Source organism: Vibrio profundi (genome assembly GCF_005281835.1).
In the GTDB taxonomy this organism is placed as follows: domain Bacteria; phylum Pseudomonadota; class Gammaproteobacteria; order Enterobacterales; family Vibrionaceae; genus Vibrio; species Vibrio profundi.
Genome location: NZ_RZIS01000003.1, coordinates 454,738 through 479,246 on the forward strand (window position 1 = coordinate 454,738; position 24,509 = coordinate 479,246).

Genomic DNA, 24,509 nt, shown 5'->3' on the forward strand with positions numbered 1-24,509 from the left:
CTAACTAAGCTGCTACTTTCTGTTACTGCATCGCGCCTTCAAGAATCTCACGCGTACGTTCTAATGTAATTGCTTGGTTTTCGCCAAGTTGTACATAACCGTGTGATTCTAACTGCTCAACGACTTTGTCGATAGCGGTCGATTTGTCAGATTCATATCCAGAGAATTGAGTCTCAACCTCTAGGCTGTGGTAGAAGTTTTCAATCGCGATGATCGTACGCTCTGCTAAATCTTCGCTCTGCTCTAGTCCGAATACATTCTTACCCATTTGCTCAAGCTTGCCGCGTTTCGCTTCAATTTGATTGCGTAATAGCGAAGGCTGAACGATAGCTAGAGAGCGAGCGTGGTCTACGTGCCATAGTGCAGTAAATTCGTGACCAATCATGTGGGTTGCCCAGTCTTGTGGCACACCGGTACCAATCAAGCCATTTAATGCTTGGTTAGCTGTCCACATTAGGTTTGCGCGCCACGAGTCGTTATCACGCTCTGAGTACTGAGAACCTAGCACGAGTAAGTTTTTAAGTAAGGTTTCAGCGTAGCCTTCTTGAACCATTGCGTTTGTTGGTAGAGTAATGTATTGCTCACATACGTGAACCCATGCATCAACGATACCGTTGATCAACTGGCGCTCAGGCAAAGTTTTCATTACGTCTGGGTCCATTACAGCGAATTTTGGCTGTACAGCAGGCGCCATGAATGCAAGCTTGTCTTGAGTCTCTGAGCGAGTGATAACCGCGCCCATGTTAGATTCTGAACCTGTTGCCGGTAGCGTAAGAATAGCGCCAATCGGTGTCGCTTCGTTAACTTGATGCTTGCCTTCTAAAATATCCCAGCCATCACCATCGTGTTTAGCGGCTGCTGCAACATACTTAGAACCGTCAATAACTGAGCCACCACCGACAGCAAGAATAAAGTCGATATCCTGTTCTTTTACGATAGCGACTGCTTTATCTAGTGTTTCTTTAGTAGGGTTTGCTTCAACGCCAGAAAACTCAACCCAAGAGTGACCGTTTAGCGCTTCTTGAACTTGGTCGTAAACGCCGTTTTTCTTGATAGAACCGCCACCGTAGATAACTAATACTTTTTGAGAAGCGTTGATTGCTTGTGCAATCGTAGAAATTTGACCTTGGCCAAAATGAATAACAGTAGGGTTAACGTAAGTAAATTGCATTGCTGATTCCTCGTGTAGGAGCGATAACGTTTATCTGTTTATAGTTGGAATACTTGCATATTAGTGTGATTGTTTGCGCCTTTAAAGACCATATTCTCCAAATAAATTGCCTATTTCTACAAAGTTGTTATTCTGGCTGTTCTTGTATAGTCGGTGAACATATGGAAAATCTAGCTCAATTAATGCGTTCTTACGTTGCTCTTAAAGGTTGGGATGACTTAGAGGGTATTAGAGAAACCGCGATCGATAATGTATGGCTTTATCGCAGTAGCCAAGGCAATGGCCGTCAGCCTTTCACCTATCAGTCGGGGATCATCATGATGGGGCAAGGCCGTAAAAATATCCATATTGGAGATAGACCAGTTGCTTATGGCCCCGGGGATTACCTCGTTGTCGGTGTACCTATGCCTTTAGAGTGCGAAGCTTTTCCTGAAGACGATGAGCCATTACTAGGGTTGACGATCAATATCGACTCAAAGTTATTACATAAGTTAGTAAAGCGCTTGGAAGAAGAGTCGTTTTTAACCAGCCATTGCAATAAGCATACGACGAGTGGGTTAGAGTCTGCTTCAATGGAACCACAAATGCTCGAAAGCTGTATTCGAATATTACGGGCTCTCCATTGCGATATAGAGGCAAAGATCTTGGGTGAATCACTGGTGACTGAAATCGTCTACCGAGCGCTAACGGGATCGGAAGGGCGTGTATTGTTTGAGCTTGCTCAACATGATGGACACTATGCTCGTGTTGCAAAGGCGCTTGCTAAAGTGCATCAAGAATACTCTCAAGCACTGACGGTTCAATCATTAGCTGAAGAAGCCAACATGAGTGTCTCTGCGTTTCATACGGCATTTCGAAATGTCACCTTCGAGACTCCGTTGCAATATCTAAAAAAAGTCAGGTTGAACAAAGCGAAAGAGTTGATTCAGATTGAGGGTAAACGGATCAGTGAGGCTGCTGGCCTTGTTGGGTATACCAGCCCGTCACAGTTTAGCCGTGAATTTAAGCGTCACTTTAATACAACACCACGGGCAATATGAGTGAGTTGATTTTTACCAAGCTTGATAGCTAAGTTATTGATACTAGTTTGGTGAAGGAATGGTTAGTTTTAGTTGATTCCGTGACCATATTAAGTATGCAATGAAGAATTTGATTATAGGTAGCACCTTCGTTGAGGCGTGTTTTTAGATTAGTACTCTCTATCTAGGTTCTTACATGAGCTATGGTTTATCGATCCAAAAACGTCTGTTTAGCTTTCCGTTATAGTGACTGTTTCTGATTGGTGTGAGGCAGTTGCACTAGCGGAGAGGTCAGTTAGTTCAATCGCCGTAACCTATAATTTGAAATCAGCAAACTAAGAGCACCTTCGGGTGCTTTTTTTGTGCGCGCATAGATCTTCTCAGGGTTTCAAGCCGCTAAAGGCCTTGCAACGACTATACTCAATAGCATCGAACTCAAACGCTAAGATTGTTAATGACGAATTGAATGGTGAGTGATTGAAAATTAAATTGTTATACATTTCGCTATTTGGCTTTATCGCAGTGTTTTATTTGGCAGCGATAAGGTACATGGCAATTGTCGATAACGATTTTATGGCTATTTACCTCACTTGGTTAGTGGAAATAGGAAGCCGATCAGGTATCCATTTTACCTTCGACAGCTACTCGTTAATGTTTGAATTAATTTCACCGCTTATTACGCAAATAGGTGGTGAGCTTAATGTGGTTTATATATTCAGGCTGATAAATGCATTGATGTTAATTGTCATTTCATTGCAGCTTTATTTGCTGATGACCGTCTACGTAGAAAAGTACGTTGCACTTTGTTCCATTGCCATTTTATTGCTGACCACAGTGATGTACACGCGTGGCATTGATATACGGCCCGATATATTTGTCTTGCTGATTTGGTTGCAAATCATATTAATGATGTGCAAAGAAGAGTCTTTGGCGAACTGCGACAGAATGTTTATCGTCGGCTTTTTGTATGGCATGGGATTTCTGTTCAAAGCTAAGGCGTTGATTATAACGGTACCAATGCTGATCTTATTTTACGGTGGCTGTATTCATAGTGGTATGAACTTGTCTGTGGCGATACGGGCGTTGCTATCACTGCTTTTAGGTTGCTTTGTCGCGCTAGCGATCTTCTTTCTTAAAGCCAATATTAACGGGATGGACGAAATCTACAGTGCTGGTTTCACCTTGATATCCCATTCTTTTAACAACGATGACGAAGCAGGGCTGAAAAGCGTTGTGTTGTTTAATGCCATTAAAGCGGACTTTGGATACTGGCTGTTTTTCATTTTTGGCTGCTATTTAGTGGTAAGAAACTACGCAAGATACCATACTCGCCAATTACTACTGTTTATGGCGGTGGTATCTCTCATCATTCTTTCCGTCGTGATTAATCCGCATTACTACGCGTATAACTTGGTTTCCTTGTACGCGCTGATGCTGCTGATTTCAGCGGTGTATATAAAAATTCCTTTGGACAAAAGCTTTTTCTCTTCAAGAAAAGTGAGGATTATTTCCGGCTTAGCAATAACCTCGTATTTAATGATCAAATCGTTCGTGGGCCTTGTAGAAGTTTCGAAATATACCATTGACCATCAGCTCTCTCTTAATCAATTTATAGAAGAGAATTTGCATGGTTATCGTAACGTTTATACCAATGGCGAGATAAGTAGGATTACAGGCCCAAATGTTCACTGGGTAGCTTATCGGGACGGCTATAAAACCAATAATATTTGGCGAGATATCAAAAGTAGGAAACCGATCCTAATCATTATTGATTACAAATTTATGCATGAGTTAAAAGGCGAAGATAGGGTCAACTTGTTTGAGCACTACACATACTTAACACCGCAAATCCTGACTCCGGGCTTTGGTACCGAAAGTGAGGTGAAAGGTAAGCTACTTTTGTCTGGCAGGTATCGTCTTACTAACTCGGAAAATGAAGTTTGCAAATTGAACGGAACTCTATACTCGCCGAATTCGGTGATAAGGCTGAAAAGAGGTGTGCACCTTCTTCAGTCATTCGGCGGGAAGTGCACGCTAAAGTATTACTTTAATGAAAAGTCAGTAAATGAACTGATAAGAAGTAACCCTAACATGCTGCCATACTTGCTCGATGCTAACTAACTTTATGTAATATCGAACTATTTTCAATAAATTGACTATTAATGTCTTTGTTAATACCAATCTCCAACCACATCTCGTTAGCCAATTCATAGCTTTTATTTATATTACTTTGTTTGATCTCTCACTTTAGTGATGACTCAATGGTCAATGTTTGAACTAGTGCAAAAGCTCTCGTCGGATGAGTTGATCAAAGTGTAGCCAAAGACTAATCCTTTTTATCGAGCAAAGTAGTTTCGATGTTTGAATTTTGCTTATCGGTTTTATAACCAAAGACCAATTAAGGATAAAAAGGTTAATAACATCATGAAAATAATGACAAAAATAGCGTCCATCGCAGTGGTAACTGCGTTTTCTAGTTTCACACATGCTGCAATAGGGAACTATAAGGTTGTGCTAGTTCACGGGTTTCAGGCGGATCAACTTCAATCTAAACCGGATAAAGAACAGGTAACCAGCGAAGGTGCCGATTATTGGAAAGATTATTGGCTTCAATATGCAGATGCCCGAATTGACTGGCCATCTCAGGAAAGGGTAGAAGGTAAGATTTCAAGCGATTACGTTTGGCCGAAGTTACAAGAGCTATCGCAAAATGGAACTTGTAACACCGGATGTATTTTTGTCACGCATTCTACCGGGGATTTAGTGACAAGATACCTGCTAGATAACCAAGAAAACTGGCTGCAAAATGCTGGTCTTACGCCTTTGAATGTAGTTGCAACTTTTGATTTTGCAGGTGCTGGTGGTGGCTCAGAACTTGGTGATATTGTAGTTAACATTACAGAAGGCGGGGGCTGGACAGACAGTGCGATGCGCTATGCAATTTCGTTGTGGTTAGGGGAAATACCAACACAAGAAAATTCAGGCGTACTTAATGATTTAAAAGTATCTAATGCTCGTCAAATCGCGCGATTGTCTGAACATAGGATTCCGAGAATCCGTTTTGTAGGGAATGGAACCGATTATTTCAAGACAACATCAGGCTTCTTGCCGGGTAATGACGACGGAGTTGTAGCGGCGCATTCTGCTTGCGGTGCATCAAATTCAGGTAGCTTTGACAGTTGTTCTACAGGCTTGGCAATGAACGGTAAAATTGCTTCTCAAAGTAAGGGCGTGTCGAGTTTCATGCCTGAACATTACCCATTAATTATGGGAGATGGTTACAGCCACGGCGATGTGATTAGTTCAAGCCATCAAGGTGAAGTGACATCGAGTGTCACCAGTGTCGCTCTTACCAATGGTCAATCGGTGAGTGTGGATACATATACAGAGAACGGATGGTGGGGCACTAAGTACCTTTATGTTCAAGGTTCGAACAGAGACACCATGTCTGAAATCGCATTGAATCTGAACTAGTTAGGCTTGTGGGCTGGTGGATAAAACCAGCCCTATTAGGAGCGTTATATGAAAAGAAAATACTGGTTTTATTCTTGTACGGCCTTAGTTGGTATCGCAAGCGCAATATTATGGCCAACTGGTGTGCAAACTTCTGAATATTCCAAGCCGCTAACACATTCAAACACTAAACTACCTAAACAGGTGATCACTGATAGCGATACGCCTATAGTGCAAAACGTACTTCAAGAGCCCGAAATTGAGCTTGAAGTACTGAATGAGCCAGCGATGGTCTCCATTGATCTCACTAAAGTGGCTCAAAAGCATCAAGCGACGTTGCAATATCCCGCTTACTCTCAACCTATTACAGATTCGAACAGTCCATACCTCTCATGGAACAAGTTTGAAGAAGTCGCTATTCCCGTACTGGGTGGAGACTCGACCGCATCATTAAGCGTGAACAAGTACCGCCATTTTTTTCCAGATGATATTGAAGTTAAATTAAAATCAAGCGCGATGATACTAGGCGCTAACTTAGAGGTTATAGCGGTTGAAACAAAACAAGTTCTTGAGACGCTTCCTTCAGATGATTCACAGTGGGCTATTACACCAAGTGAGAGCTGGCCTGAAGAAATCCGGTTAGTGGCAAAAGTGGAATTTGAACAAGGGGAAGACGTAGTGAGCGCGGATATTCGCTTTTACCACTCGGTTGCAAATGTCATAAATGTAGAACACGGCTATGCGGATGGAGCGGATTTACGAATCCCAGTTGTGTTAGAAACAGAGCAAGACGGAATATACCGAGTACGGGCCAACCTGTTTGATAGCAATGGCGTGGCAATTGCGTCGTTAGTTACTAAAGAGCAGTTAACAACTGGCGAACAGACCATAGAGCTAAAAGCGTTTAAAAGCGTTTTGCCTGCGGGAAGTTCAGAGTTGTATTTAAAAAATGTTATGGTGGAGCGAATGTCTGGTTACCCTGGTGAAAAGGCGGGTTATGGTCAAAGTAATCTTGAAAGCTATTCTATTGGAAGCTTTGATTCCAATACACTGTCTGACGAAGATTATCAGATGTCGGAACAAGAGAAGCAGCAAGTCGCGTTCCTTAAACAAGTCTTCTAAAAAAGCGCGAGAAGTGACTAGATCTTGGGTGTAGCTATCTATACAATTGAACAGTGTTTTATTGTGGGTGGTACTAGGGATGCGTGGAAGTCGAATAATGGCTTTGATAAGCCTGCTGTTTCTTGCGGCGTGTACATCGACGCCAAAAACAGAACCAGAAGTGCAGATGGTAGTTGAGACACAAGATTCAGAATCACTAAAGGAGCAAGCCGTTCAAACGGAACTAGAACATGAGCCCGACACTAAAGGCATTGATGGGCATGTCATACTAGATAACGAGCCTGCAAAATTGATCCTCAATTCTATAGAAAGTGTCGCGGATACGTTAAACGTACTTAGCTTCGGAATATTTGCCGCTGGGCGAACACGATTTTAAAATCTAAGGCCGATTGCTTTGTTTGTGGGGCGTCCTTAAGTAGGGGGCTAGTTTGTTCCATTTAGAAAGTGTAAAACCTTCACCTTCATCATTTATTCAGGCTGAATCAAAAAAGCGCGTTTGTCCGAAATGGAAGTAACGCGCTTTTTTGTATCAGTTGGCTGTAGCTGTATTCGTCGGCAGCGAGTCGCGACTTTTGATCACGTATCTCAACCTAAACAACATCAACACTGCGGCCACGCTTAAACCCGTTAGAATGCCTACCCAAAAGCCTTTCTCACCCATCGCCGGAACGACATAATCGGTTAAGCCCAATATCATCCCCATCGGTAGAGCGATGCCCCAGTAAGAAATGATAGCTAAGAACATTGGTATTTTAGTGTCTTTATAACCCCGTAAAGCACCGCTAGCAGAGGTTTGCAGTGCATCGCTAAATTGATACATCGCCGTAAATACCAGCAAAGTGGCTGCGGTGGCACTGATAACGGGATCCGACGTGTAAAGTCTAATAATCCACTCTGGGAACAAAAGGAACATTGCTACTGAAAGCAATGAAATCAATGCAGCAACCAAAACGCCAACTTTACTACGTTCAATAGCGCCCAATTCGTTTCTTTCACCTAGCGCATGGCCAACACGGATCGTAATACCAAATGAGATACTCATAGGGATAACGTAAGTGAGGCTTGATATGTTAAGTGCTATCTGCGCGGCAGCGACGTTCTCGGCGCCGATACGCCCAATCATTAGCGCAATCACTGCGAAGATACTGCCACAAACTGCTATGTTCATCCCGATAGGTAGACCGAGTCTAAGAAGATGAAGCATCTCTCTTATTTTTGGCTTTGCATCTGAAAAACGGATGATAGTTTTATAGTGATGATGCCCTTTGATGTAGGAATACAACATTCCTGACATGAGCCAATACACCAAGCTTGTTGCCCAACCACAACCAACAGCGCCCATTTCTGGAAAGCCAAACTTACCGTAAATTAGAACGTAGTTGACCGGAATATTGATTAATAGACCAATCACCGAAATGATCATCGGTACTTTAGTGTTGTTCATTCCTTCACAGAAGCCATTTAAGGTATAGAACAGGGCAATACCCGGAACACCAAAGGCTAGAGCAAAAGCGTAATCACTTCCGATAGGGATTATCTCAGCGGCTACGCCAATCCATTCTAATATTGGTTTGGCACTGACTAAGTACGCAATCAGTAAAACACTAGCGATTAGTGCCAGCCATACCATTTGGAAGAATTCGACGGAGAGGCTTTTGAAATCACGCGCACCGCGATGGTATGCGACGACTGGCGTTAAAGCCATAATAATGCCGCGTAGTAATAATAGAACAGGGATCCAAAGGCTAGTACCAAGTGCAATAGCAGCGAGATCCGCAGGGCTGACTTGGCCAGCCATTGTCGTATCGACAAACCCCATCGCTTGGGTAGCAATTTGAGTCAAAATGATTGGAATCGAAAGATGCATAAGCGCACCTGATTCACGAGAAAAAGGACGAAGTTTAGTTAGCATGGAAATTCATAACACCAATATAAATACACGAATGATGGCAGGATGGCCGGTGTGCATTTTAGGATGTGCCCGTTAGGCGACGACAATATAAACACCTTACCGTATAGGGTCAAGCATTGGATTTATAGAGTTTCACTTGCTCCTAGGTACCGATAGCTTGTGATGGTGACAACACGGATTTAACGCGCGTAAGTTTATGATTTAGTGGGGTTCATGCGAGGCAGTTAAATTATATATTTGTAACGCTAATCACTAGGTTAGAGGTATGAGTTATTGTTATGAAAAGACAAAGGTTAGTACAATTGGTGGCATAAGGAACTAGATAGAAAATTCTGTATTTAAATGCAGAACCTTTTGGTCTAATAGCTGCTAAGTTTTTGGAGAATAATATGTCACGAGCAGTAACTGCTGATCATGTTTTGTTTGAGGAGTGTATTCGAGCTTTTCGCTCAGGTGATGAAAGGTGGGCTCCATTCGAAAAAGGACCGAGCTATTCTTTTCTATTAACCCCTTTTGAGATTTCAATTCCGTGGCAATTTAAAGAGTGTCATGTTGCTTCTTCAGTGCAAGTTAGACTTCCTGGTGCTAACTGTGCGTTCATAAGTAAAGTTTGCAACCCAGAGCATGTTGGAGGGCACAATAGCCATTTATTCGGTATTGCTCTATCAGCAATTGCTTCATTCTCATGGTTAAAGCCCTGTAAGTCTACAAGAAATGATTATTTATGCAGACGAGAGCATCTAACCGATTCGGATTACAGTGAGTTAGCACTAAATCATGCTGTGTTAGTTGCGGGGCCGGGTGCTAATCATTCTAAGGTATCAGACGCGAAGCTGCACGATATGTACAAAGAGCTAGAACAGCTAATGTCAAAGCTACTTAGCGTCGATATCAAAACGTACCGAATTGCAATGCAAAGCATAAGGTTAGTTCATTTATCTTTATTGGTTAAAAGGGATGACTTTGGGCTGGCGTACTTACTTGTTGTTTCAGCCATTGAAGCTGTTGCACAACATGCAGTAAAACGTAATAAGGTTAAACAGAAGCACCCGAAAGAAGCTGAATGGAAACTACATTCTAAAGAAGACAGTATGTTCAAAGAATTATTGGAATCATATTTGGAATCGAGAGGAAATAACCAGTATTTACGTGAGAGGTTTGTGTTATTTATTGAGAAGTTTGCACCTATTGAAAAATGGACTAATTATATTGAACATCCAATGAGTGATGTGGCAGATACCATTAGAGCTTATGGCTCTACGGGTAGCTTTGAACATCTTACGAGAAAAAGTTGGTTTGAGAAGTATCCGGAAGATTTAAGTCCAAAAGAAATTAGCTCAATTATATCTGATGCTTATGTTCATAGGTCATGCTTCATCCATCGCGGCGAACAACCACCACATACAGATCCTAGTCCATCACTCGATCGTTTTTTCCAAGATTATCGTTCGTATGATGGCAATGAGCTTACTGAGAAATTACTACCGAATTACGAACTTCTGATTGGCTTAGCAAAGCATTCAATAACCAATTGGCTGAATACGAAATTAAAAACTTAACAACGGCTATAAGACTGAATCGCAACACGTGGTATTCTTATCACGCGTTGAATTTAGTCATTTAAGTGATATGCGAAGCGTCTTATTGCGTTGCTCACCACTTAAACGGGCCTAATATACCAATACAAATAGGAAGTAAGAATGAACGCTGTATATGAATTTCTATATGTACTTTCATTATCCAAACGCACTCAATTTGCATTGATTCTTGGTGTCGTTTTTTACTTTGTAATATTGTTGGTTGGTAAATACTACATCGCTGAAATTGAGTTCCAAGGGGTAATGAAATCTTTGGAAGGTGCCATAGTTGGGAAGTTATTACATAGATACGACAAGCTAGCGTTGTTTGCCTTGGTATCTTTCTGGGTCTTGGCTTTTAAATGCTACCGTAAAGATCACAAAAGGTTTAATAGTTTCTAGTCCTTATTCTATCTCCCATTAAGGGATTTTCAAATCTGGCGCTGTATAAGCGTCCTACTGCCACAAAGCCAACAGAAACACAATTAACCCAATTCCAAGCGTAACTTTTAGAAGTAAGCCAAGAGGGGCACCACCTTTCGGCGCTTTATTACAACATTCCATAATTCTTTCCTCATTCATCATTGGATTCATTTCACCTTAAACCTTTCCCTTACGGTAAGGTCAATGCATTTGTTCTTCTCGAATTACAGAAAACAAAAAGGCGAACCGTTTGGTTCGCCTTTGTTATGTTTTGCTGTTTAGCAACGCTACAAATTAGTCTTCGTAGTTATCGATGCTAGGGCAAGAACAGATTAGGTTACGGTCGCCGTATACGTTATCTACACGGTTAACCGTTGGCCAGTACTTCGAGTTTTTAGCTGCTTGAGAAGGGAAGCAAGCTAGTTCACGAGAGTAAGGGCGATCCCACTCTGCTTCAGAAAGGTCAGCTTGAGTGTGAGGAGCGTTTACTAGAGGGTTGTTCTCTAGTGGCCATTCACCATTTTGTACTGCTGTCATTTCGTGACGGATAGCGATCATTGCTTCGCAGAAACGATCTAGCTCTTCCAAATCTTCTGATTCAGTAGGCTCTACCATTAACGTACCAGCAACTGGGAAAGACATAGTAGGCGCGTGGAAACCGTAGTCCATTAGACGCTTAGCGATGTCTTCTTCGCTGATGCCTGTCTCTTCTTTAAGTGGACGAATGTCGATAATACATTCGTGAGCAACACGGCCGTTAGTACCACGGTAAAGAACAGGGTAGTGAGGAAGTAGTTTTTCCATCACGTAGTTCGCGTTTAGAATCGCAACTTTAGTTGCTTCAGTAAGACCTGGTTCGCCCATCATTGCGATGTATGCCCAAGAAATAGGTAGAATTGAAGCACTACCTAGATCCGCAGCTGATACCGCGTAGTCACTGCCTTGTACACCGTTTTCGATGTGACCTGGTAGGAAAGGTGCTAGGTGAGACTTAACACCGATAGGACCCATACCCGGACCGCCACCACCGTGTGGGATACAGAACGTTTTATGAAGGTTCAAGTGAGATACGTCTGAACCGATGAAGCCTGGAGAAGTTAGACCAACTTGAGCGTTCATGTTCGCGCCGTCTAGGTAAACCTGACCGCCCGCTGCGTGAACTTGTTCACACACTTCTTTCACTTGCTCTTCGTATACGCCGTGCGTAGAAGGGTAAGTGATCATGATGCTTGATAGGTTGTCTTTGTGCTTCTCAATTTTCGCTGCTAGGTCTGTCATGTCGATGTTGCCATCTTCATCACATTTAACAACAACTACCTTCATTGAAACCATAGATGCTGTTGCAGGGTTAGTACCGTGCGCAGAGCTAGGGATCAAACAAACGTTACGGTGACCTTCACCGCGGCTTGCGTGGTAACGTTGAATCGCGATTAGACCCGCGTATTCGCCAGATGCACCAGAGTTAGGCTGTAGTGAGAAATCGTCGTAGCCGGTGATTTCACATAGCTTCTCTTTAAGATCTTTCGCTAGTGCTGTGTAACCGGCCGCTTGCTCTAGAGGTGCGAATGGGTGAATTGAACCAAACTCAGGCCATGTTACTGGGATCATCTCAGCAGCAGCGTTCAGCTTCATTGTACAGCTACCCAGAGGGATCATGCCGTGCGTTAGTGAGAAGTCTTTATTCTCTAGCTGTTTTAGGTAACGCATCATTTGCGTTTCGCTGTGGTGCGTGTTGAATACTGGGTGAGTTAAGAACTCAGACTCACGACGGCAAGACTCAGGAATTGCAGCAAATTCGTTTGAAGCGATTTCTGTTGATAGTGCGTTAACGTCTTGGTCTACATCGAAGATAGCGAATAGAGACGAGATGCAGTCTGTTGTTGTCGTTTCGTCAAAACTTACACCTAGTTTACCGTCTAGCTTACGTAGGTTGATGTCAGCTGCTTGTGCTTTAGCGTAAAGCGCTTCAGTTTTGTCACCTGTGTTTAGTGTAATTGTGTCGAAGAAGCTGTTATGAGCTAGCTCGTAACCCGCTTTAGTCAGGCCTGCGGCTAGAATTGCTGTCATGTGGTGCGTGCGACGAGCGATAGTGCGTAGGCCTTCAGCACCGTGGTAAACCGCGTAGAACGACGCCATGTTTGCCAGAAGTGCTTGAGCAGTACAGATGTTTGATGTCGCTTTCTCGCGGCGGATGTGTTGCTCACGAGTTTGCATAGCCATGCGTAGTGCTTGGTTGCCTTTAGTATCGATAGATACACCGATAACACGACCAGGCATTGTACGCTTGTGCTTTTCACGTGTCGCCATGAATGCTGCGTGTGGACCGCCGTAACCCATAGGGACACCGAAGCGTTGAGCTGAACCGATAACGACGTCTGCGCCCATTTCGCCTGCAGGCTTAAGTAGGGCAGATGCTAGTAGGTCAGTTGCAACGGTTACTAATGTTTTGTTCGCTTGAGCTTTCGCAATGATGTCTGTTAGGTCGCGTACTTCACCGGTTGTACCTGGGTATTGTACTAGTGCGCCAAACACGTCTTGCTCTGGTAAAGACTCTAATGAGCCAACCAGTACTTCGAAACCGATGTATTCAGCACGGGTTTTCACAACTTCTAGTGTCTGAGGGTGAACATCGTCTGCAACGAAGAATACTTTGCTCTTACTCTTACCTGCGCGCTTACAAAGTGTCATTGCTTCGCCAGCCGCTGTCGCTTCATCTAGAAGAGATGCGTTCGCGATTTCCATACCAGTTAGGTCCATAACCATCTGTTGGAAGTTCAATAGCGCTTCAAGACGACCTTGCGAGATCTCTGGTTGGTATGGCGTGTATGCCGTGTACCAGCCTGGATTCTCAAGCACGTTACGTAGGATAACGTTAGGCGTGAATGTGTTGTAATAACCTTGACCAATGAACGTGCGTTTCACTTGGTTTAGGTTAGCGATTTCTTTTAGAGAAGCCAGCATGTCCATTTCGCTCTGTGGAGCGGCAAGCGTCATTGGCTTTTCTAGGCGGATTTGAGATGGCACTGTTTCGTCAATCAGTGCTTCAAGGCTTGCAGCCTTGATAGTGTCCAACATTTTTTGCTGGTCAGCTTTATTTGGGCCGTTGTGGCGTGCAACGAACTCATTTTGAGTGCCCAAATCTTTAAGTAATTGGCTTTGAAGTAATTCAGTCATGATATCGTTCTACTTTCTCTAGTTAGGAAGCGTGAGCAAGCTCCTAAAATTAAGCTGCTCAAAAGAGCAGCTTTAGTTAATGCTTGGCCTAATTAATCTTCTTCGATTGAGTTTAGGTAGTCTTCTGCATTCTTGAGGTTGTCTAGTTCAGACGCGTCAGACATCTTAACTTTAACAATCCAGCCACCTTCATAAGGTTCTTCGTTGATTAGCTCAGGGCTATCTTCTAATTCTTCGTTGATTTCTACGATTTCACCAGTAATTGGCGCGTAGATATCTGAAGCAGCTTTAACTGACTCAACTAGAGAGAAGCTTTCACCCGCTTCAATTTCGTCTTCAGTTTCAGGTAGGTCAACAAACACAACGTCACCTAGCATCTCTTGAGCGTGCTCAGAAATACCGATAGTTACAGTACCGTCACCGTTGTCTTTTACCCACTCGTGGCTGTCTGCAAACTTTAGTGTATTGTCCATTGCTTATTCTCCAAAAAATTATGAGGTTTTAATTTAAATCTTTAAAAACGGTTTAGCGGTAAAGAGGGAAGCGCTTGCAAAGCTCTTTAACTTGCTTGCGAACACGTTGCTCAACTTCAGCGTTGCCTTCAGGGCTTTCTACAAGGCCGTCAAGAACATCACCGATCCATTCACCGATTAGTTTGAATTCTTCAGTGCCAAAACCACGGCTGGTTCCAGCTGGTGTACCTAAACGAATACCAGAAGTAATCATAGGCTTCTCTGAATCGAAAGGTATGCCATTTTTGTTACATGTGATCCCTGCACGCTCTAATGCTTCTTCTGTTACGTTACCTTTCAAGCCTTTAGGGCGAAGGTCAACCAGCATTAGGTGAGTGTCTGTCCCGCCAGTCACAATGTCACAACCGCGAGTTTGCAACACTTCAGCAAGAACTTTTGCGTTGTCGATCACTGAATCAATATAAGTATTGAATTCAGGGCCTAACGCTTCACCAAATGCGACTGCTTTTGCTGCGATAACGTGCATTAGTGGGCCGCCTTGAAGGCCAGGGAATACAGCAGAGTTAATCTTTTTGTTGATGTCTTCGTGGTTGGTAAGAATCATACCGCCACGAGGGCCACGTAGTGTTTTGTGTGTCGTTGTCGTTACTACATGCGCATGTGGAAGTGGGCTAGGGTGAGCACCTGTCGCGATTAGGCCAGCAATGTGCGCCATATCAACCATTAGGATAGCGCCAACTTCATCAGCAATTTCACGGAATTTAGCGAAATCGATAGTACGTGGTATTGCACTACCGCCTGCAATAATCATTTTAGGCTGGTGTTCTTTAGCCAGCTCTAGTACTGCATCGTAATCAATTTCAAGTGTGTCGCGATCTACACCGTATTGAACAGCGTTGAACCACTTACCAGAAAGCGCAGGGCGTGCACCGTGAGTTAGGTGACCACCAGCGTCTAGAGACATACCTAGAATAGTGTCGCCAGGCTGAAGCAGGGCTAGTTTAACCGCGCCGTTAGCTTGTGCGCCTGAGTGAGGTTGAACGTTTGCGTACTCGCACTTGAAAAGTTTTTTAGCGCGTTCGATAGCGATAGCTTCAACGGTATCAACGTGTTCACAACCACCGTAGTAACGGCGACCTGGGTAACCTTCAGCGTATTTGTTGGTAAGGCATGTGCCTTGTGCCTGCATTACCGCTTTAGAAACAATGTTCTCTGAAGCGATAAGCTCGATTTGTTCGTTTTGACGCGCGTTTTCAGCTTGGATTCCAGCAAAAACAGCGTCATCAGTAGCAGCAAGTGTCGTAGAGAAAAAGCTTTCTAGGCTATGGTTTTGGTAAGTGTTGTTCATTGTAGATGACCTTTCAAAATTACTAATGGTGAATTGTATTTTTTGTCCATTAGGTCTTGCGTTAATTTCTGCATTGCTTCTGAAGTAATCAAAACGCTTCAGAATATGTAGGATAAATGCAGTACGTATAATCCCGAAAAAGTGGGTAAAAAGCTGCTATGCAAATGTTAAATCTGTCATTTGCGCTAAGCAGAAGTAGCATCTCTTCAACTAACAAGTCGATAACATAGCGCTCCGAGCATGAACAATCAACCAAAAATTTCCTATAGGAAACAGATTTTCTCTTTTTGTTACCGAGAGCACGGTTTATTTTACTGTGCGCTCTTTAATCAACAAAGGTCTTCATGCAACAATGAATAAATAGACAGGAAGAAAGAAAAATCGAGGGATGTATGTCAGAGAAGATTTACGATGAGTACCCATCTTTAACGTTGGCTAAAGAGTCGCAAGACCAAAACATAGAGCCATTGAAATTGGGGCAGCGTATAAAAGATATTCGCAGTAAATTGGGCATAACCCTAGAAGAGGCCAGCCAACGAACAGGCTTGGCTCGCTCTACGTTGAGCAAGATTGAAAATGAACAGATCTCACCAACTTTCCAAGCGATGCAAAAGCTTGCGTTAGGCCTACAAATCGATATGCCTCAACTATTTGAGCCACCAAGGAAAAAGGTTGCTACAGGTAGAAGGGATATCACTAAATCTAATCAAGGTAAGCCGCACCCAACTCCTACCTATGAGCATGAACTGCTCGCGACCCAACTTTCCAATAAGAAAATGATGCCTTTCAAGAGCCGCATTCGTGCTCGAGCTTTCGAAGAGTATGGTGATTGGGTTAGACACGATGGCGAAGAGTTCCTGATGATTATCTCTGGGGAAGTGAAATTCTACTCAGAGTTTTATGAACCCGTCACAATGAGTGAAGGCGATAGCGTGTACTACGATGCTAATATGGGTCATATGCTTATCTCTACGAGTGAAGAAGATGCTCATATATTGTGGGTTACAGCAAAATAATTGGAATGAATTTAAATTTCCTATAATGAAAGCAACCGTTTGCTTTTGTGTTGAATGACTTTGAAAATGCGCCTTTTTGCTTCTAAAAACAGCAAAAAGGCGTTTTTGTATGGCAATGAATGTTGTTTATTAATTGTTAAATGTCACATTTTGAACTGTTTTGATCTTGTTAAAGGTATAAAAGTGGCTCAGGCTTGTTTACTATAGTGAACATAGTTTACTGAAGTGGATTTGTGATTATTTGAATTGAGTGAAAAATGCTCGTTGGTTTCAAATACTCAATTTCTTTACCCTTGCTGAAAAGCGAACTCTATATCAGAGAAATAAAGCTAAACGCTCGAAATGTTCATTTAACCGTGATTGAGCAGCTTAATGGAGAATAACAATGACTCAAGAACATACTACAGACCTGCTAAAAACACCTTTGCATGCGCTTCACGTTGAAGTTGGCGCGAAAATGGTTCCATTCGCTGGCTATGATATGCCAGTGCAATACCCGCTAGGTGTAAAGAAAGAGCACCTTCATACTCGTGATGCTGCAGGTTTATTCGATGTTTCTCACATGGGACAACTTCGCCTGCACGGTGCTGATGCAGCTAAAGTTCTTGAATCATTAGTTCCTGTAGACATCATCGATTTACCAGCCGGTAAGCAGCGTTATGCTTTCTTTACGAATGAAGAAGGCGGCATCATGGATGACTTGATGGTTGCTAACCTAGGCGATCATTTATTTGTAGTTGTGAACGCTGCTTGTAAAACACAAGATATCGACCACTTAACCGCTCACCTTCCATCAGATGTAGAGCTAGAAGTGATTCAAGACCGTGCACTGTTAGCCCTTCAAGGCCCTAAAGCGGCAGAAGTTTTAGCACGCTTCCAACCAGCAGTTTCTGACATGCTATTCATGGATGTTCAAAAATTGGATATCGACGGCGTAGAGTGCATTGTGAGCCGTAGTGGCTACACAGGTGAAGATGGCTACGAAATTTCTGTTCCAAACGATCACGCGGACGCATTAGCTCGCAAGCTAACGGGTGAAGCGGAAGTTGAGTGGATTGGCCTTGGTGCTCGTGATTCACTTCGTCTTGAGTGTGGTCTATGTCTATACGGTCACGATCTGGATACAACAACTACGCCAGTAGAAGCTAGCCTTCTATGGGGCATTCAAAAAGTTCGTCGTACTGATGGTGAACGTGCAGGTGGTTTCCCTGGTGCAGATATTATTCTTGAGCAAATCGCGACTAAAGATGTGCAACGTAAGCGTGTTGGCCTTGTTGGTCAAACTAAGGCACCAGTTCGTGAAGGCGCAGAGTTATTTGACGCTGAAGGCAATAAGATTGGTGTGGTAACAAGTGGTACAGCTGGCCCTAACGCAGGTAAGCCTGTATCTATGGCTTACGTTCGTACAGATCTTGCTGCAATCGGCACTGAAGTATTTGCAGAGGTTCGTGGTAAGAAATTAGCAATGACGGTAGAAAAAATGCCGTTCGTTCCACAACGCTACTACCGCGGCTAATCACCAAAAATTGCCACAAGTATTTAAAAACGCAGTCTTTTTAGGCTGCGTTTTTTTGTGTGGCAGAGGTCAGATAATTCAAGCATTCCAATGTCTTAATTCAAATAGCTTCTATACTTTAGTTACGTGGAAAGTATTCCAAAGTTCGAGAACGTAACAAGGAAGGTTAGGTTGGCTATTAAAGAACTCTGTGTTCCAGTAATTTTATTCACTTCATGCGTTAGCTATGCTGAAGTAGAGATATCACCATATATTGTAAACGGGTCAACGAGTTCGGTGGCTACGTTCCCCTCAATCGCGCATCTATTCATCGATAGCTTAGAATATGACAACGTGTACTATTCGCAGCCATACTGCGGCGCGACCATCTTGGACGAAGACCATATCCTGACGGCAGCGCACTGTATTTATGGTGACACCGTTGTACAACTATTTACGACGGTGGTGCCTCAGTTATTCAATGTTAACGATTACCCGTTTGGCAATATTCAACGGGTGCGCGTTTCGGAAATCTATTACCGCAATGACTTTTCTAATGATCTGAGTGATCTACTTGCTAATGACATTGCAATACTCAAACTTGAAAGCTCCCTGAATATCGACACTGTCAACGATGTGATCGAACGACCTACGTCAGAAAGTTATCGTAGTGACAATGTAAATACGACGTTTACAGCGGTAGGGCACGGGAATACCAGTTCGGGTAACGATACATCAGATGTGCTTAGGCAAGTGAACCTTACTCCGATTTCAAACTCTTCATGCGCAGCCATGTTTATTGAAGGAGCAAGCTTGACCAACAACCAAATCTGCTTTGATGGTGCTTACAGTTCTTCCACTGGTTTGTCCGGTGGTACTTGCCAAGGGGATTCTGGAGGTCCGGTTTATTGGTACGATGGCTCTCAATATGTACAGATAGGGCTGACGAGTTTTGGACCTTCTCAATGTGGCTATAATGGCGGTGTGACATCAGTATTTACTGAGATCTACGACTATTCGGCGTGGGTTGATAGTGTGTTAGCGGGAAATGAAACCCCTAAAGTCACATCAACTAATAGCCAAAGGCAGTCATATTTGAATAGTAATGGCCAAATTACGTATTCGGGTGGCGGAACTATCTCTGGCAACGGCAGTAGCTCCCAATCTGGTGGTTCAGTTCCGTTCTTGAGTATAACGCTATTATTGATTGCTGCCGCGACACGTAAATGGGCACGAAGTTGGCGTAGAGTTAGAACAGCGCTTTCGTACTAATACTTGTCGAGAACACCAAAATCTAGACAAAAGAAAAGCCCCATGAAGGGGCTTTTTTGCCGATAAAGAGTTGGTTTCTATCGATTGGTTTTGAACTCAGCTACGGCATTGTCCATGTCATTGGCTTGGAGTGAAACCGAGTTAACTTCGTTCAGACAATCTTGGGCTGATTGCATGTTGTTCTCTGAAATCGAATTTAGCTCTGTAATTGATTCGCTAACCTGGTTCATTACGATGCCTTGTTCTTCAATCGCTGAAGCAATTCGTTCAGAGTTCGCTTGGATTGAACCCATATCATTAATGATTTGACTTAAGCTAGCATCCAACTGCTCAGACGCATTCAACGTGTCTTGCCCCTGATGGTTACATTGATCGATATCGGTCACTACGGTCGACATTTGACTCTGAATCGCAGAAACAACTTTGGTGATTTCTTCGGTCGATTGGTGAGTTCGGCTTGCCAACGCTCGTACTTCATCAGCTACCACTGCAAAACCACGCCCTTGCTCTCCGGCACGTGCTGCCTCAATTGCAGCGTTAAGTGCGAGTAAGTTAGTTTGCTCTGCAATTTCTTGGATGATGTGCACCGCGCCGCCAATTTTATCAACGTGCTCGTTGAGCGAACTGATAGAGTTTTGGCTGTTCGCTAGGGTAGAGGAAAGCTCACCGATATTGTTCACGGTCGTTTTTACGACATTACGCCCGTTCTCAGCATTGTTGGCAGCTTGCTGAACACCTTCCACCGCAACCGTTGTGCTTTCAGAAATCTCGTTGATTGTTGAAACCATTTCCTGAACGGCAGTTGCCATTGTTGTAGTGTGGTCGGCTTGAACGTGGAATTGTTCGATTACGCCTTCTAGCTGATTATGCATGTTGCCAGTACTGCTAGTGAGTCTTTGTGACTTATCCTGAGAACCGCAGACTAAGTTTTCAAACTTCTCTAGTAGGTTATTGAAGTGATTACCTATTTGTACCAGCTCGTCTTTACCTTTGAGCTCAGCTCTCATTCCAACGTTGTTGTTTTCTGAAATCTTTCTGATCACTTCAGATAGATTACTCACTTGTAAGTTGATAGAACGCGATATTTGGAAAACTAAGCCAATGATAATGGCCAATACAATAATCGTTACCGACTGTTTAACGAAGGTAAGGTTCTCTTGCTGAATATTTTGTTCTTCAGTCAGCGCTGCAAAAAACGATTTGAACTGTTCTTCGACACTGTGAGATAGGCCGCGAGTATCACCAAGAATCCCTTCGTTGTATTTCAAACCGATGACTTGTTTCTGGTTAACTAAAGCGCTAGCGGCTTGGATAAGATCAGAAGCGCTGAGTGAAGAAAGGAGTGAGGCATCGAGCTTACCAGCATTCACGCTACTATTGAAACGAGTCAATTGTAAAAGCTGATCTGAACTAGCACGAGATTCAACCGCCTCAAGTTTGCTGAGATATTGCCCAAGCAGTCCGTCTTCGTTGTTAAGGCCGTGCACCTGGTAAGCACTAACGAGTTTTTCAAAACCGGCTTGGTATTTGACTAAATCTTGTCGTAAGAGGTCGCTTGATGGCAGGCCGTGAGTGGAAAGTATTGTCGATAGCTGTTTTTCTTTATCAAGAAATAGAGAAATATTGCCAGTGAATTTATCCAAATACTTCATGTTACTTCTGAGTAAGAAGTCTTTTTCATTTCTTCGTAGGTTGAGCAATCGTATTTCAAGCTGGGATACCAAGTTCATTGCTTGGTTTATTTCTGCAGATGTTCGAGCAAAGTGTGTAGCAGTGAATAACAGAGCCAGTACACCAAATACGGCGATAAAACCCAACGAATACAGCTTTTGCTTAATATTCATCTTAAACCCCTAAATAATCGTTGTGCACTTATAAATTTAGCATTGCATAGTTAAATGTATACTAAATAACTATCTAAATTATCAATAGATAGGTAATGGTATGGTAACCTGAAGTATAAGTAATTGATATATATGTAAGAGTTTGTAATTGAAACTATAAAGGTTTGCCTCGCAATTTTTTTGTTTGGCTGCGTTGATTTTTCTTATCTAGCCTACGTTTTTGCGAGCCTTTGGTCGGTTTGGTTGGCCTGCGGACTTTTTGAACTTTGGTAACGCTCAAGATTAATTCCTTTAAGCGCGCTAACGCATCTTCCCGATTTTGTTCTTGGGTTCGAAATTGCTGAGCTTTAATAATAATGACTCCTTCTTTGGTGATGCGACTGTCTTTGCATCTTAAAAGGCGTTCTTTATAAAAGTCGGGAAGAGTCGAGTGGTTTATATCAAAGCGAAGGTGAATCGCGCTCGATACTTTATTTACATTTTGACCACCAGCGCCTTGAGCTCTGATGGCAGTAAGCTGAATTTCCCAGCTTTGAATGGTGACAGTGTTTGATATTTGAAGCATGTAATACGTTTACTACTGAATAATTACGGCATAATACTCAATATTGAATTAGGTATCAGTATGTTTTTTTGTGGTAAGTAAAAGGGATCAAGAGAGTGAATCTAGACAAGTATGAAGGTTTGATTTTTGACATGGATGGGACGCTGCTCGATACGATGCCAGCGCATCTTAGTGCGTGGCAACAAACGGCGAACCATTTTGGATTTGAGTTCGATCAAACGTGGATTCATGGGTTAGGTGGAATGCCAAGCTATAAGATTGCAGCAGAGATAAATCGTTCTCAAGGTTTGAGCCTTGACCCAAACTTAGTGTCCAAGTTCAAGATGTCATCTTTCGCAAACCTTGAAAACAAAGGCGAAAAAATTGACGTCACTTGCGATGTATTGTTCAAGCATCATGGACAGAAAAAGCTTGCAGTAGGTACGGGCAGCCAAAGGTTAAGCGCGGTTGCTCTGTTAAAAGCGCATAAATTGGAAGGGTTGTTGGATTCTATCGTGACCGCGACTGATGTTGAAAATCATAAGCCCCATCCGGACACTTTTTTGAGGGCAGCGGATGAATTGGGGCTGATACCTTCACAATGTGTGGTATTTGAAGATACAGAACTTGGGAAACAAGCAGCGCATGCAGCTCAAATGGATTGCATAATGGTTATCGATGGAAATGAGCTAGCGTTTTACCCTTATATCACAGAGTAGTTAGGCAATTTCGTCAATTTCATCGCTTAAGAAGAGGCAGATAGTATTTCTGCCACTTGCTTTAGCGTCATACAACGCGACATCAGCGCATTTATAATTTTGGTTGGCGTCTGCAGTGATATTCGTGATACCACCGCTAATAGTGACTTCTTCTCCGAACTCTAAGCTAATCACTGTGCGTAGACGGTTCAAGACATAATTGGCTTCACTGGTTGTTGTGTGGGGGAGGATTAGCCCGAACTCTTCACCACCAATACGTGCAACAAAATCGGTTTCTCGGCTTTCTCGCTGCAGTACTTCAGCAACTGTTCTAATGACTTTGTCACCGTGATCATGGCCGTATTTATCATTGATGCGCTTAAAGTGGTCGATGTCGAGAATCGCAAGGCATGATGTTTCTTTGTCTGGGTAACGGCCACAGCGAGTAGAATGATCGCGCAGCTCATTATCGAATTTACGTCGGTTCCAACAACCTGCGAGGGCATCTTTTTCACTAAGGTCACGTAAGCGGTTTTCTAGCTCTTTACGTTGAGAAATATCGACAAACGAGGCGACATAAAACTGAATGACGCCTTCTTTATCCATAATGGTTTGGATACGAAGGATCTCGGTGATCAGTGAGCCATCTTTTCTTTTGTTGACGACTTCACCTTCCCATATACCTTTATCTTGAATCACTTTCCACATTTGAATGTAGAATTCTTCGTTGTAACGGCCGGAGGCAAAAATGGAAGGCTGCTTACCTTTTACATCGTCTAAGGTGTAGCCGCTGGCCCTTGTAAATTCTTGGTTTACTTGGATTATTCGGTTGTTTCTATCGGTAATGACTAAGGCCGACATGCCATTCATAGCGGCTTTAGCTAAGCGACTTTCGATACTATTTTTGTTGTGTCGATAGTTCCACCAGACGAATGCTCCGGAAATGTTCATAATGATGATGAGTAGGGCGGCAGCTTGTTCATAGATAGATCGCATCTCACTTTTGTAATGGCTTTGTAGGCGAGAATCCTTAATATTCAATACCATATACAGAGGCTCATTGAGCTGAGATATAGCCGAACTCACATCGCTATAGAAAAACCAAGATTCACCATCGAAGTAATTACCTTGATCGTTGGCAAGCATGGATTCCCAAAGTTTCGGCTGGGTTATCGCTAATGTTTCTTTGCTGCGCTCAGGGATGATGTGCCCATACGCTTTTTCTAGTGATTGAGACATGACAACGTAACCGCTTTTATTTATCAGTGTCGGTAAGCTTTTGTTGCCACGTTCGTACTTAAGTCGGCTGTAGATTTCATTCATATTTAGGTTCGCGATGAAATAGCCTAGTCGCTTACCATTTGATTCGACAGGGGTAATAACGCGCAATGCAGGAATGATTGGCGTGACGATTTGCCCTTTTTCTACTTCGAGATCGAGGCCATAAGAGATGACTTGATTAGGCTTCAGAGTTAGCGCTTCTGCAAAGTAATCACGATTAGACTTATCTTGTAACTGGCTAGGGGCAATAACGGTGGTAATGTTATTTTCATGATTGACACGGATACGTTCCATGCCGTCGTTATCAAGAAAGCGAAGTTGAGAGTAATACTTTTGGCCGCGCGCCAGCATTGTCCATAGATCTTGAACCGACTCTAGATGAACAGGGTCCGGTTGTTCAATTGCTCTGATCAGAGTCTTTGAACGCGCAATAGTAGGAACCGATGTGGAAATTTGGCGAATGATAGTTGCCAATTCATGGTAACTGTATTCGATTTGGTTAAAGTTAGCTTGCTGTACGCTTGAGTTGTATTGTTCGTCAATGCGGTCAAATTCAGCGATAACATAAAGAGCAGGAACGATACCTAGGGCAAATAAAGTGCACAAAAACTGTCCTGAAAGCTTTGCAATTTTAATGTTCATATTCCCCTCAAAGTACTAAGGGAATGGTACAGTTTCATATGATGT

General features: G+C 43.0%; 19 protein-coding genes. 11 read left to right on the top strand and 8 right to left on the bottom strand.

Annotated features, from left to right (window positions below; translation table 11 throughout):
* Positions 1-22: 22 nt before the first annotated feature.
* A complete protein-coding gene (locus ELZ11_RS10825; protein WP_137357417.1) occupies positions 23-1,171 on the bottom strand; it encodes an iron-containing alcohol dehydrogenase in 1,149 nt (382 codons plus the stop codon).
* 161 nt (positions 1,172-1,332) lie between these two features.
* Between ELZ11_RS10825 and ELZ11_RS10830 the strand changes: the two genes are divergently transcribed.
* From ELZ11_RS10830 to ELZ11_RS10850, 5 genes are all read left to right on the top strand, one after another.
* Entirely contained in the window at positions 1,333-2,211 is an 879-nt protein-coding gene (locus ELZ11_RS10830) for an AraC family transcriptional regulator (RefSeq protein WP_137357418.1), read from the top strand.
* A 456-nt stretch (positions 2,212-2,667) separates the two neighbouring features.
* Complete coding sequence (locus tag ELZ11_RS10835; RefSeq protein WP_137357419.1) at positions 2,668-4,311, top strand: glycosyltransferase family 39 protein; 1,644 nt, start codon at positions 2,668-2,670, stop codon at positions 4,309-4,311.
* Between the two features lie 303 nt (positions 4,312-4,614).
* A complete protein-coding gene (locus tag ELZ11_RS10840; RefSeq protein WP_137357420.1) occupies positions 4,615-5,664 on the top strand; it encodes a hypothetical protein in 1,050 nt (349 codons plus the stop codon).
* Between the two features lie 48 nt (positions 5,665-5,712).
* On the top strand, positions 5,713-6,765 hold the full coding sequence (locus tag ELZ11_RS10845) for a hypothetical protein (protein WP_137357421.1): 1,053 nt from the start codon (positions 5,713-5,715) through the stop codon (positions 6,763-6,765).
* Positions 6,766-6,862: 97 nt separating this feature from the next.
* Positions 6,863-7,141 (top strand): hypothetical protein, encoded by a 279-nt coding sequence (locus tag ELZ11_RS10850; protein ID WP_137357422.1) that lies wholly within the window; start codon positions 6,863-6,865, stop codon positions 7,139-7,141.
* A gap of 153 nt (positions 7,142-7,294) precedes the next feature.
* On the opposite strand, the gene ELZ11_RS10855 is transcribed toward ELZ11_RS10850, so the two are convergent.
* Positions 7,295-8,677 (bottom strand): MATE family efflux transporter, encoded by a 1,383-nt coding sequence (locus ELZ11_RS10855; RefSeq protein ID WP_137357423.1) that lies wholly within the window; start codon positions 8,675-8,677, stop codon positions 7,295-7,297.
* 389 nt (positions 8,678-9,066) lie between these two features.
* Between ELZ11_RS10855 and ELZ11_RS10860 the strand changes: the two genes are divergently transcribed.
* On the top strand, positions 9,067-10,236 hold the full coding sequence (locus ELZ11_RS10860) for a hypothetical protein (protein ID WP_137357424.1): 1,170 nt from the start codon (positions 9,067-9,069) through the stop codon (positions 10,234-10,236).
* Between the two features lie 141 nt (positions 10,237-10,377).
* On the top strand, positions 10,378-10,656 hold the full coding sequence (locus tag ELZ11_RS10865) for a hypothetical protein (RefSeq protein ID WP_137357425.1): 279 nt from the start codon (positions 10,378-10,380) through the stop codon (positions 10,654-10,656).
* A gap of 315 nt (positions 10,657-10,971) precedes the next feature.
* Here ELZ11_RS10865 and gcvP read toward each other — a convergent pair whose 3' ends face one another.
* The 3 genes from gcvP to ELZ11_RS10880 all read right to left on the bottom strand — a co-directional run bounded on the left by gcvP (position 10,972) and on the right by ELZ11_RS10880 (position 15,672).
* Entirely contained in the window at positions 10,972-13,851 is a 2,880-nt protein-coding gene (gene gcvP, locus ELZ11_RS10870) for an aminomethyl-transferring glycine dehydrogenase (RefSeq protein WP_137357426.1), read from the bottom strand.
* 92 nt (positions 13,852-13,943) lie between these two features.
* Complete coding sequence (gene gcvH / locus ELZ11_RS10875) at positions 13,944-14,324, bottom strand: glycine cleavage system protein GcvH (protein WP_137357427.1); 381 nt, start codon at positions 14,322-14,324, stop codon at positions 13,944-13,946.
* A gap of 52 nt (positions 14,325-14,376) precedes the next feature.
* Entirely contained in the window at positions 14,377-15,672 is a 1,296-nt protein-coding gene (locus ELZ11_RS10880) for a serine hydroxymethyltransferase (RefSeq protein WP_137357428.1), read from the bottom strand.
* A gap of 392 nt (positions 15,673-16,064) precedes the next feature.
* Here ELZ11_RS10880 and ELZ11_RS10885 point away from each other — a divergent pair, with 392 nt between their 5' ends.
* The 3 genes from ELZ11_RS10885 to ELZ11_RS10895 all read left to right on the top strand — a co-directional run bounded on the left by ELZ11_RS10885 (position 16,065) and on the right by ELZ11_RS10895 (position 19,455).
* Positions 16,065-16,688 (top strand): helix-turn-helix domain-containing protein, encoded by a 624-nt coding sequence (locus tag ELZ11_RS10885; protein ID WP_137357429.1) that lies wholly within the window; start codon positions 16,065-16,067, stop codon positions 16,686-16,688.
* Positions 16,689-17,073: 385 nt separating this feature from the next.
* Positions 17,074-18,204, top strand: coding sequence for a glycine cleavage system aminomethyltransferase GcvT (gene gcvT, locus ELZ11_RS10890; protein ID WP_137357430.1), 1,131 nt, complete (start codon positions 17,074-17,076; stop codon positions 18,202-18,204).
* A 135-nt stretch (positions 18,205-18,339) separates the two neighbouring features.
* Positions 18,340-19,455 carry a S1 family peptidase gene (locus ELZ11_RS10895; protein ID WP_137357526.1) on the top strand — a complete coding sequence of 372 codons (1,116 nt, stop codon included), beginning with the start codon at positions 18,340-18,342 and terminating at the stop codon, positions 19,453-19,455.
* 77 nt (positions 19,456-19,532) lie between these two features.
* On the opposite strand, the gene ELZ11_RS10900 is transcribed toward ELZ11_RS10895, so the two are convergent.
* Complete coding sequence (locus tag ELZ11_RS10900) at positions 19,533-21,299, bottom strand: methyl-accepting chemotaxis protein (RefSeq protein WP_137357431.1); 1,767 nt, start codon at positions 21,297-21,299, stop codon at positions 19,533-19,535.
* 154 nt (positions 21,300-21,453) lie between these two features.
* A complete protein-coding gene (gene arfB / locus ELZ11_RS10905) occupies positions 21,454-21,864 on the bottom strand; it encodes an alternative ribosome rescue aminoacyl-tRNA hydrolase ArfB (RefSeq protein ID WP_137357432.1) in 411 nt (136 codons plus the stop codon).
* Between the two features lie 86 nt (positions 21,865-21,950).
* On the opposite strand from arfB, the gene ELZ11_RS10910 reads away from it, so the two are divergent.
* Complete coding sequence (locus ELZ11_RS10910) at positions 21,951-22,562, top strand: beta-phosphoglucomutase family hydrolase (protein WP_279631083.1); 612 nt, start codon at positions 21,951-21,953, stop codon at positions 22,560-22,562.
* On the opposite strand, the gene ELZ11_RS10915 is transcribed toward ELZ11_RS10910, so the two are convergent.
* Positions 22,563-24,464: a sensor domain-containing diguanylate cyclase gene (locus ELZ11_RS10915; RefSeq protein WP_137357433.1), complete on the bottom strand. Its 1,902-nt coding sequence runs from the start codon at positions 24,462-24,464 to the stop codon at positions 22,563-22,565.
* Positions 24,465-24,509: the final 45 nt, after the last annotated feature.